The organism is Rothia nasimurium (assembly GCF_042660305.1).
Taxonomy (GTDB): Bacteria; Actinomycetota; Actinomycetes; order Actinomycetales; family Micrococcaceae; genus Rothia; species Rothia nasimurium.
The window spans coordinates 90377-99871 of record NZ_JBHSTW010000008.1 but is presented as its reverse complement, the minus strand read 5'-3'; the positions used below and the strand labels follow the sequence as shown (position 1 = coordinate 99871).

Here is a 9495-nt window from a genome sequence, read left to right as displayed (position 1 = left end):
TCCGATGGGGTATCGGAGCCAGGCTTTGGCAGCCCTGACGGTCTAGGATTAAACCAGTCCAACTTTCGGGGGCTAGTTCATATAGCCTGCGGGGCTCTTTATTTACCTTGGGTCTTATAGCCTGTTAACTTCTAAAAATCTCCCCTCTCAGGGGTCACCTTTTGTGCAACTATTGCGCCATGAGGGCGAGCATCCTGATCAGTTCGATACTCTCGGTCAAGGATTTGGAAGCCTGCCTGACTAAGAATCTCGGCCATAAAACTATCAGGCCAGTACCAGGCCGGGGTGACCGCGTGGTTAAAGATTCCTAGAGATTTTCCCCGAAAATACCCAAGCAGGAGGGTGCCGTCCTCAGAAAGAACCGACCAGATACCTTTTAGTTCCTGTAAGAGTTGTTCTGGTGCGCAATGTATGAGGGAGTACCAAGCAAGAACCCCGCGATATTCCTTTCCTGCTTCATCTGCAACTGTTCCCACCTCAAACTGCTCATGAGGATATTTTTCCGAGGCAATTTCAATAAAAAGGGGAGTGGGGTCAAGGCCCTTCACCTTTATACCTTGTGATGCAATAAAATTTGCCCAGTGCCCAGGCCCGCATCCGAGGTCAAGGATAATCCCCGCGACGGAACTGGCCCAAGAGCTAACCAGCTTTCGATCGGCCTCTTTCGTAGCTTTAATATGTCCTAACACCGTTGCATATTCTTGAGCACGCTCAGAATAAGCAGCGATAGTTTGTGTGTGGCCCTCACGAGTTGGCATCTGGATGATTCCCTAACCTCTCATCTACAGATGAATTCTGTCGAATCCACAAGGAAGTATTGTCTGAGATAAGAGATGCTAAAAAATAGATAGAAGCCAATAGACTCTGAACATATGCGAGATCATCCTCGTAGCTTCCCTTGATGATAGGTTCATGGTGAGAGAAACGATTACGGTTGATATAAACAAAGTTGAGATGGCGCTCAAATTCGACTCTGCTGACCTTGGCTGACAAGCAGCTAGCAAACTTTGGCCAGACTGTTGCTTGGTAGTACTTCGAGAATAAATACCTCCAGAAATCAAAAGGTAGTTCTGCGATAACCCGACCGGCATCCAAAGGCCTTGTCCCGCGCCGCGTTGCGCGTTCGACCGCTTTAACCACGCTTTTCTGAGCTTGATAGCTCAGCGGTAGGGCAGGGTTCTGAAACCAGTATTTGCCGTATCTGTCATCTTGGCGGAGGGCTCTGTCTACTGCATTTCGCAGTAGGATTTCGAGGTGGCCGATGTCAACTAAGAGTTCCTTGGTGATATGAGCATTCCAGTGGTAGACCTGCTCCGGATTCCTATACATCCTGTACCTGTGAAGTCGAGGTTCTGAGAACCACACCTCTAACTCTTCGACTGATACCTTCTTGTTTCCCATGGTTCTTAGCATTATAGTTGAGAATGAAAACCCCGGAACGATCCCTGCTCTTGCATATCGCCGGGGTTACTGTTTTTCAAGACAGTCTAAGATTTCTCGAAGCCCCGCTGAGTTTCTTTAGGTAAGCTGGTCAAGAACTTTTAATCCGTGGGTCGTGGGTTCGAGCTTCGTCAAGGAATAACTGTGCGCCTGTGGCGCTCGCTGCCAAATGTGGCGGTGCCGCTGCCACAATTGGCGGTGGACGCAACATGTTGTGCCCGCGAACACGGGAGGTGGCGGTGAGGGGTTGGTAGGTGTAGTATCTATTACATCAATGAAATAACTCTTCAAAGGAGAAGACCACCATGTCACGCGAATTCAACACCGTAGCTGTCCTCGGTACCGGCGTCCTGGGGTCCCAAATCATCATGCAGGCAGCCTGGCACGGCAAGAAGGTCTTTGCCTACGATGCCTTCCCCGAAGCCCTCGATAAGCTCACCGACCGCTGGGCCTGGATCCGCCAGGGCTACGAACAAGACCTTCCTGACTACACCCCCGAAAAATTCGACGAAGCCATCGCCCGCATCGTTCCCACCAGCGACCTCAAAGAAGCGGTCAGCGACGTCGATATCGTCATCGAGGCCGTCCCCGAAAACCTCGACCTCAAGCGCGAAACCTGGGCCAAGGTAGGGGAGCTAGCCGATGAGCGCACCCTGCTCGCTACCAACACCTCGTCCCTGCTACCCTCTAACTTCGCAGACGCTAGCGGCCACACCGACCGCTTCTTGGCCATCCACTACGCCAACCGAGTCTGGGTACGAAATACCGCCGAAATTATGGGCACCGCCAAGACCAACGAAGAAAGTATCAAGGACGCCATTCGCTACGCCGAAGAAACCGGCATGGTCCCTGTCTACGTCCGCAAGGAGCAGCCCGGCTACCTACTGAACTCCCTGCTCATTCCCTGGCTCGATGCCGGCGCAAAGCTCTACGTCAATGGCGTAGGCACCCCTGAAGAAATCGATAAGGCCTGGACCATCGCTACCGGTACCAAGGCAGGCCCCTTCGCAGCCTATGACACCGTGGGCTTCAACGTCGCCTCACACATCGCCTCGGCAAGCGATGATGAAACCGTCCGCGAGTTCGGTGTCAAACTCAAGGAAGCTCTCGAAGCTGGCTTCAGCGGTGTTGCCGACCGCAAGGGCTTCTACCTCTACGACGAGGATGGCAACATCACCGGAGCCAACGACTACTGGACCGAAAACTTCGGAAAGTAGCGCTACTGCTCAACGGGGCGCAGGCCCGCCGGGTCCTCTGCGCCCCACTCGGCCCAGGAACCGTCGTAGACAGCCAGCTCGGTATAGCCCGATACATAGGCTGCGAGGGCGTCAATGCAGGCGGTCACGCCGGAGCCGCAGGAGAAAATCAGGGTTTCAGCATCCCCTGCCACCGCATCCACGGCTGCCTTGACTTCTTCGGGGGCGCGGAAGCGCCCCTGCTCATCGAGCAGGGAGGTGAAGGGCAGGTTGACGGAGCCGGGAATATGGCCAGCCCGCAGACCCGGGCGGGGTTCGGGCGCGGTGCCGGCAAAGCGTTCGGCGCTGCGGGCGTCAATGACGGCGGCGTCCTCCCGCTCTGCAAAGGCCTTGGTGGTGAGCGCGTCAACGAAGAGGCCGCGGTCTTCTGCCACGAATGAACCGGGAGTAAAAGGGCCCTCGTTGAGGGGGAGCTGGTTGAAACCGGCTGCCTCCCAGGCGGGCAGACCCCCGTCGAGCACGGCAACGTTATCGTGCCCCATAGCCACAAACATGAACCAGCCGCGGGCGGCAGAGAACATGCCCTGGCGGTCATAGACCACGATGGCGGCGTCCTTGCTGATGCCGAGAGCACGGACCTTAGCTTCAAAGTCCTCGGCGCTCAGCATGGTGTGCACGCCCTCGGGGCCGCTGAATTCACCGTCGATATCAAAGCGGCGGGCGCCGGGTATGCCGGTGCTAGCGCCGGCGAATTCGCCGACGGAGGCGTCCAGAATGACCAGGTTCGGGGCGGCAATATTGGCTGCCAGCCACTGGGCTCCCACGATGGGGAAGCGCAGGTTAATGGCGGTAGTTTCGGGCATCATCAGCCTTTCACGGGGGATTGTTACCCTCCCATGCTACTGACTCTGCCGCTACCCGCGAAAGGCTGCGCCCCGGCGTCCTTGCTCATAGACGGCAAGGACGCCGGGGTGCAGTAGGTGCGACAAGTTAAGGCTTGGAAGCCGAGCGGCTTAGAAGATGCCGCTTGCCTTGCGGCCGGTATCGGTCAGGGTGATTTCGCGAGAATCACGGTTCTGGTCGTTACCGGTGGAGGTGTCACCGGCGATGCGGCCGACCTGGGCGACGGTGATGTAGTTGCGCAGGCGGCCCTCTGAGGTGAGGCCGTCACCGAAGTTGAGGTTGGCAACCAGCTGGGTTTCACCGGCCTTGATGGGGTTGGCCAGGGTGACCAGGAAGCTGCGGGTTGAGGTTGCGGCGTCAAAACCCAGGTCGCGGGTGTAGGCGCCGTTGAACCAGCCGGGGGTGATCAGGCGGTCAACGCCGGTGGGGCCCGATGCGGTCTTCACGTCGATGCGGAAGGAGACCACGGGGAAGTCGCCGTAGTAGCGCTCAGTGCCTACGTTCTTGAGGCGCAGGGCGACCAGGCCGGCGTAGCCTTCAGCCTTCCAGGATGAGACGGTGAGGACGGGCTCAAGGTCGTAGGCGGGGGCGGCGGCTCGGGCTGCGGTTGAGGCAAAGGCCAGGGAGGCGGTGCCCAGAGCTAGGGAGGTGATGGCGGTGCGACGGGTGATAGCGGTCTGCATGGTTGTACCTTCTCTCAAAGACGGGGCGGTTTAGTAGGAGTCAGCGGGGTTGCTGTAGAGCTTGACGGTGACCTGGTTCTTGATGGGGACGTTGGCGCGCCAGGCGACGGGGTTGGACCAGGTGCCGTTGAGCATGCAGTACTGCTGGGTGCCGGTCATGGCGATGGTGCGGAAGCCGTAGGTAGCTTCGCCGGTGTAGCCTGCGGGTACTTCGTAGGGGCCGATGGTCTGGCCGACGCTCCAGGAGAGGGAGTAGGAGGCGTCGCCGCCTACGGTCTTGGCGATGGAGTAGGCGATGCCGGCGTTGATGCTGCCCTTATCGAGGTTCTGGGTGCCGCCCAGGTTGAACGAGGCGGTTTCGGTCTTTGACCCGTTGACGCTCATGGTGACGGTCTGGGTCTTGGAGAGGTTCTGGGTGAGGTTGACGGGGGCTGAGGTGCTGTTGGTGGTTGAGATGGTACCGACGGGGGTGAAGTTGTCGGTGACCTTGTAGACCACGGTGCGGTAGTCTTCCCAGGCGTTGCAGACGGGGCGGGCGTTGAGGATGTTGGCCTTGATGGAGTCGCTCTTGTGGTAGGTCTCTACGATGGGCAGGGTGGCGTTGAGGGCCGGGGTTTCGGGGTAGGTGTTGATGATGGTGCCGTTGCCCGCGTCGGTGCTTTCGGCGGCGGTGGCGGGTGCGGACGCCATGGAGAAGGCGAGTGCAGCTGCTGAGAGGGTTGCTGCTACTTTGGGTGCGAGCTTCATGGTTTGCTCCTAGGGTGAGGTGGTGTGTGGGTGGGCCCCTGGGGGCTTACGAGTCATTCTAGGAGCGTGTTTTGGCGCGCTTATATCGCAGGTTAGGACGCCCTTGCTTGGGGTGGGTGCGGGGTCTTGACTTTGGTGGTGGGCGGGTTTATTTAGTGTTTGAAATATTGCTGGGTTTTCTTTAAAAAGGGGCTGGCTTGTCCCTTAAAGTTATGACGACTTTAAGGTTGTATAGACTTGACGTTTTCGGGGTAAAATTTTGTGTTGCACCTTACTTTTCCTGTTGTTTACCCTGCGTTTACGGAGTGCTCTCTTGCCCATGTTCGCCATGAGCGAATTAAATCGGGGGCAGGAAGTCCCGATTCCGCCCACTGAGCCGACCACGGGCGTCCGTCTGCCCCTCCACTAGACTTAGAAACACCCCCCGTAACCCCTCAAGGAAGCCATGCCCATCAACAACGCAGAGACCGTGACCATCCTGACCACCGGTGGCACCTTCGACAAGGTCTACTCCGTCGCCGGTGAACTGGAAATCGGCGAACCCTCAGTGCCCGAGCTGCTCAGCTACGTGCTTACCGATACCGTTTTTGAGGTTCAAAGCGTGCTCAAGCTCGACAGCCTCGATATGGTTGATGCCGACCGTGCCGTGCTGACCGAGGCCCTCAACGCCGTACAGAACGACCGCATCATCATCACCCACGGCACCGACACCATGCCCGAAACCGCCCGCTACCTCGAAGCCAACGCCACCCTCGGCAACAAGGTAGTTGTGCTCACCGGGGCCATGCAGCCGGCGTCTATGCGAAAGTCCGACGCCAGCTTCAACCTGGGCGCAGCAGTCGCCGCCCTTAGCCTGCTCGAACCCGGCGTCTACATTTCGATGAGCGGCCGTATTTTCCCTGCCTCCTCCGTAAAAAAGGACCGGGCTCGCGGCATCTTCGAAATTGCGTAAACCCTGGTGAGCGGGGCTATTGGCCGGTAGGCTTAAAGCAAGCATCGGCCACCCACTGACCAGGAGGACCCCGTGAGCCAGTACCCCGGCAACGACAACACCACCGGTAACTACCAGCCCCCCACCTACCCCAACCAGGCCCAGCCCCCGGCCTATTCGGCAACCCAGCCCGGCTACTACACCGAGCAGGGCGCCTACGCCGGCTACGCCCAGGCTTACGGGCAGGGCCTCCCCGCCCACATGGATGCACCCGAGCGTCCACAGTCCCTCAAAACCGCTAGCCTCATCATGTACGTGATGATTGGACTGGGCGTTCTGGGGTCTATTCTGGGCACTATCTTCTACCAGGAGATTCAGCAGGCAACGAGCAACAGCATCCTCTCCCTCTTCAGCGGGATAATGACCGAAGAAGACTTCGCTGCGGCGGAGGCTGAGATAACTGCGAGCGCAGATGCAGGTTTCGCTACTGCCGGCCTCATTATGGGGCTGGTCTTTGGTCTTATCTGGTCAGCCCTGCTCGTCTTCTTCACCATCATGATGAACAAGGGCCATAACTGGGCCCGTATCGTTCTGACCGTCGTGGCGAGCATCCAGATTCTGAACCTGCTCATGGGTGCACTGACCCTGCTTCTGATCTTCCACTGGACCATGCTGGTAGACCTGCTCGCTGGCGTGCTAGCTATCGTCTTTTTGGTCTTCGTCTGGAAGAACCCCGTCTCAACCTACATGCGTCAGATCAAGGCCTACCAGCAGTGGAAACTGCAGCAGGCCTACATGGGCGCTGACCGGGGCCAGCGCTAGTGCCCCTGCCCCAACAGCCAGACCCGGTGGCGGGCGGCGTCCTTTCGCCCGGGAGCCTGCGGGCTGAGGCTACCGAGCTTCTCACCCGCCTGACCGGCAACCCCGCTGCCGCCTTCCACCCCGGCCAGTTCGAGGCCATTGAGGCCCTGGTGCAGCAGCGCCGCCGGGCCCTGGTAATCCAGCGAACTGGCTGGGGTAAGTCGGCGGTCTACTTCCTCTCCGCTCTGCTCCTGCGCAGGCGGGGGAGCGGGCCCGCCCTCATTGTTTCGCCCCTGCTGGCTCTCATGCGCGACCAGGTAGAGGCCGCTGCCCGCACCGGGGTGCGGGCCGCTATGGTCAACTCGTCGAACGTGACCGAGTGGGACGCTGTGCGCGCCCAGCTCGCTGCCGGTGAACTCGATGTGCTGCTGGTGGGCCCTGAGCGGCTCAATAACCCCTCCTTCCGCTCAGACTGGCTACCCGAGCTGGTGCGTACCTGCGGCCTGCTGGTCATTGACGAGGCCCACTGCATCTCTGACTGGGGGCACGACTTCCGCCCCGACTACCGCCGTATCCGCGACCTGATCGCGGCCCTGCCCACCGGCGTCCCCGTGCTGGCTACCACCGCAACCGCTAACGAGCGGGTGGTGCAGGACGTCGCCGAGCAGCTCGGCACCCGGCAGCAGGGTAGTGCGGGCTCCGCTGATGAAGTCTTTATTTTGCGGGGCCCGCTGTCCCGCGACTCGCTGCGTCTGGGCGTCCTTGCTCTACCTACCACCAGCGACCGCCTGGGCTGGCTAGCCACCCACCTTGGCAGCTTGCCAGGCTCTGGCATTGTCTACACCCTGACCGTTTCGGCGGCCGAAGATACCGCCACAGCCCTGCGGGCCGCCGGCTACGAGGTGCTGGCCTATACCGGTAAAACCGACCCCGATGAACGGCGCGAGGCCGAAAGTGCCCTGAAAGAAAACCGGGTCAAAGCCCTGGTAGCTACCAGCGCCCTGGGGATGGGCTTCGATAAGCCTGACCTGGGGTTTGTGGTGCACCTGGGTGCTCCCTCCAGCGCCGTGGCCTACTACCAGCAGGTGGGCCGAGCCGGTCGTGGCGCTATCAAGGCCGATGTGCTCCTGCTACCCGGCAGGGAAGATAAGGAAATCTGGGACTACTTCGCCACTGCCTCGATGCCGACCGAAGAAAACACCGGTGCCGTGTTGGCGGCGCTGACCGAGGCAACCGCCGCGGGCACAGAACTGAGCGTGCCCGCCCTCGAAACCCGAGTCGATGTTAAGCGCTCTTCTCTTGACCTGCTCCTTAAAGTCTTAGCGGTGGAAGGGGCTGTAGAACGCGGCTCCCGCGGCTGGGTGGCGACCGGAGCCCCCTGGCACTATGACGCCCCCCGCTACGCTCGGGTACGCCAGGCCCGTCAGCGTGAGCAGGAAGCCATGCTTGCCTACCAGCACACCGATACCTGCCGTATGGTCTTCCTCGCCCGCGAACTCGACGACACCACAGCCCGTCCCTGCGGCATCTGCGACGTGTGCGCCGGTCCCTGGTACCCCACCGGCTTCAACCCCGCCCTGACTGAGCAGGCCGGGGCGGCCCTAGCCCGCGTGGGCGTACTCATTGAGCCGCGCGGCATGTGGCCCACCGGCCTCGACCGCTTAGTTCCCCAGGCGGTACACGAAGTCACCGGCAAGCCCCTGCACGGCAAGATCGCCGAAACTGAACGCGCTAGTGAGGGCCGGGCCCTCGCCCGCCTGACCGACCTGGGCTGGGGTAACCGCCTGCGCGAGATTTTCGCCCCCGGCCCCGACGGGCAGGCTGCGGACGGCCCCGTCCCTGCCGACCTGGGCCGAGCCAGCCTGCAGGTGCTGGCCGAATGGGGCTGGGAAGAGCGCCCGGTTGCCGTCATTGGTCTACCCTCACCGGTGCGTCCGCAGCTGGCATCCTCACTGGCCCGCGGCATCGCCGCAGCCGGACGCCTGGCCGACCTGGGCGACTTTGAACTGGCGGACGCCCCTACCCACTTCGGCGGCAACAGCGTCTTCCGCTGTGCCGGGGTGCTGAACGCCTACCGCCTGCCCCCGGCGGCGGCCGACTATCTGGCGACCAACCCGGGCCCGGTTCTCGTCGTCACCGATAGAATTGACTCTCGCTGGTCAACCACCGTCACCGCCCGTACCTTGCGGGCAGCCGGTGCGACCGCCGTCCTGCCCTACGCCCTGGCCCTCACCAACTAAGCACGCGCCGAAGGAACCATGCCCCGAACCGCCCTGCCCACGCGTCCGCGCAACCCGCAGCACGAAGCCCTCATGCGCCAGGCCATTGACCAGGCAAAGTTGGCCCTAGCCAGCGACGATGTGCCCATTGGTGCGGTGGTTGTGGACGCCGCCGGGCAGGTCATCGGGCGCGGCTACAATCGGCGCGAGGCCGATGCCGACCCCACCGCCCATGCCGAAGTCATCGCCATTCGGCAGGCCGCCGAACACCTGGGCAGCTGGCGGCTAGAGGGCTGCAGCCTGGTCGTCACCCTCGAACCCTGCCTCATGTGCGCCGGGGCTATCCTGCTGGCCCGCCTGCCCACCGTGGTGATGGGAGCCTGGGAAGAAAAAACAGGGGCTGCCGGGAGCGTCTACGACGTGCTGCGCGACCGCAAAGTCAACCACTGGGTAGAGGTCTACCCCGGCGTGCTTGAGAGCGAATGCGCCGAGCTGCTGACTACTTTCTTTAGAAAACATCGCTAGTAGGGGAGGGCCTGCCCTAAAACGCCCCGCAGAAAACTGCACAGCCGCCC

Annotated in this window: 10 protein-coding genes; 5 read left to right on the top strand and 5 right to left on the bottom strand. The window is 60.9% G+C overall.

What is annotated here, in order from left to right; all coding sequences use genetic code 11:
- Positions 1-131: 131 nt before the first annotated feature.
- Together ACFP6B_RS03475 and ACFP6B_RS03470 are read right to left on the bottom strand one after the other, a co-directional pair.
- Complete coding sequence (locus tag ACFP6B_RS03475) at positions 132-758, bottom strand: class I SAM-dependent methyltransferase (RefSeq protein WP_377126854.1); 627 nt, start codon at positions 756-758, stop codon at positions 132-134.
- Entirely contained in the window at positions 745-1401 is a 657-nt protein-coding gene (locus ACFP6B_RS03470; RefSeq protein ID WP_377126851.1) for a hypothetical protein, read from the bottom strand. The genes ACFP6B_RS03475 and ACFP6B_RS03470 overlap by 14 nt, the downstream gene beginning before the upstream one ends.
- Positions 1402-1745: 344 nt before the next feature.
- On the opposite strand from ACFP6B_RS03470, the gene ACFP6B_RS03465 reads away from it, so the two are divergent.
- The gene (locus ACFP6B_RS03465) at positions 1746-2657 is read left to right on the top strand and encodes a 3-hydroxyacyl-CoA dehydrogenase NAD-binding domain-containing protein (RefSeq protein ID WP_377126848.1); all 912 of its coding nucleotides are present in this window, start codon (positions 1746-1748) and stop codon (positions 2655-2657) included.
- A 2-nt stretch (positions 2658-2659) separates the two neighbouring features.
- On the opposite strand, the gene ACFP6B_RS03460 is transcribed toward ACFP6B_RS03465, so the two are convergent.
- From ACFP6B_RS03460 to ACFP6B_RS03450, 3 genes are all read right to left on the bottom strand, one after another.
- Positions 2660-3502 (bottom strand): sulfurtransferase, encoded by an 843-nt coding sequence (locus ACFP6B_RS03460; protein ID WP_377126840.1) that lies wholly within the window; start codon positions 3500-3502, stop codon positions 2660-2662.
- A 147-nt stretch (positions 3503-3649) separates the two neighbouring features.
- The gene (locus tag ACFP6B_RS03455) at positions 3650-4222 is read right to left on the bottom strand and encodes a hypothetical protein (protein WP_377126837.1); all 573 of its coding nucleotides are present in this window, start codon (positions 4220-4222) and stop codon (positions 3650-3652) included.
- Between the two features lie 30 nt (positions 4223-4252).
- Positions 4253-4969, bottom strand: a complete 717-nt coding sequence (locus tag ACFP6B_RS03450) for a hypothetical protein (RefSeq protein WP_377126834.1) — start codon at positions 4967-4969, stop codon at positions 4253-4255.
- 445 nt (positions 4970-5414) lie between these two features.
- Between ACFP6B_RS03450 and ACFP6B_RS03445 the strand changes: the two genes are divergently transcribed.
- The 4 genes from ACFP6B_RS03445 to tadA all read left to right on the top strand — a co-directional run bounded on the left by ACFP6B_RS03445 (position 5415) and on the right by tadA (position 9445).
- On the top strand, positions 5415-5921 hold the full coding sequence (locus ACFP6B_RS03445; protein ID WP_377126831.1) for an asparaginase domain-containing protein: 507 nt from the start codon (positions 5415-5417) through the stop codon (positions 5919-5921).
- Between the two features lie 72 nt (positions 5922-5993).
- Entirely contained in the window at positions 5994-6722 is a 729-nt protein-coding gene (locus tag ACFP6B_RS03440; RefSeq protein WP_377126828.1) for a hypothetical protein, read from the top strand.
- Positions 6722-8941: a RecQ family ATP-dependent DNA helicase gene (locus ACFP6B_RS03435; RefSeq protein WP_377126825.1), complete on the top strand. Its 2220-nt coding sequence runs from the start codon at positions 6722-6724 to the stop codon at positions 8939-8941. The genes ACFP6B_RS03440 and ACFP6B_RS03435 overlap by 1 nt, the downstream gene beginning before the upstream one ends.
- Positions 8942-8959: 18 nt before the next feature.
- Positions 8960-9445 carry a tRNA adenosine(34) deaminase TadA gene (gene tadA, locus ACFP6B_RS03430; RefSeq protein ID WP_377126822.1) on the top strand — a complete coding sequence of 162 codons (486 nt, stop codon included), beginning with the start codon at positions 8960-8962 and terminating at the stop codon, positions 9443-9445.
- Positions 9446-9495 lie beyond the last annotated feature (50 nt).

Bases quoted from the DNA above. Each gene is read 5' to 3' on its own strand.
- ACFP6B_RS03475 (WP_377126854.1), bottom strand. From the start codon at position 758: ATGCCAACTCGTGAGGGCCACACACAAACTATCGCTGCTTATTCTGAG.
- ACFP6B_RS03470 (WP_377126851.1), bottom strand. From the start codon at position 1,401: ATGGGAAACAAGAAGGTATCAGTCGAAGAGTTAGAGGTGTGGTTCTCA.
- ACFP6B_RS03465 (WP_377126848.1), top strand. From the start codon at position 1,746: ATGTCACGCGAATTCAACACCGTAGCTGTCCTCGGTACCGGCGTCCTG.
- ACFP6B_RS03460 (WP_377126840.1), bottom strand. From the start codon at position 3,502: ATGATGCCCGAAACTACCGCCATTAACCTGCGCTTCCCCATCGTGGGA.
- ACFP6B_RS03455 (WP_377126837.1), bottom strand. From the start codon at position 4,222: ATGCAGACCGCTATCACCCGTCGCACCGCCATCACCTCCCTAGCTCTG.
- ACFP6B_RS03450 (WP_377126834.1), bottom strand. From the start codon at position 4,969: ATGAAGCTCGCACCCAAAGTAGCAGCAACCCTCTCAGCAGCTGCACTC.
- ACFP6B_RS03445 (WP_377126831.1), top strand. From the start codon at position 5,415: ATGCCCATCAACAACGCAGAGACCGTGACCATCCTGACCACCGGTGGC.
- tadA (WP_377126822.1), top strand. From the start codon at position 8,960: ATGCCCCGAACCGCCCTGCCCACGCGTCCGCGCAACCCGCAGCACGAA.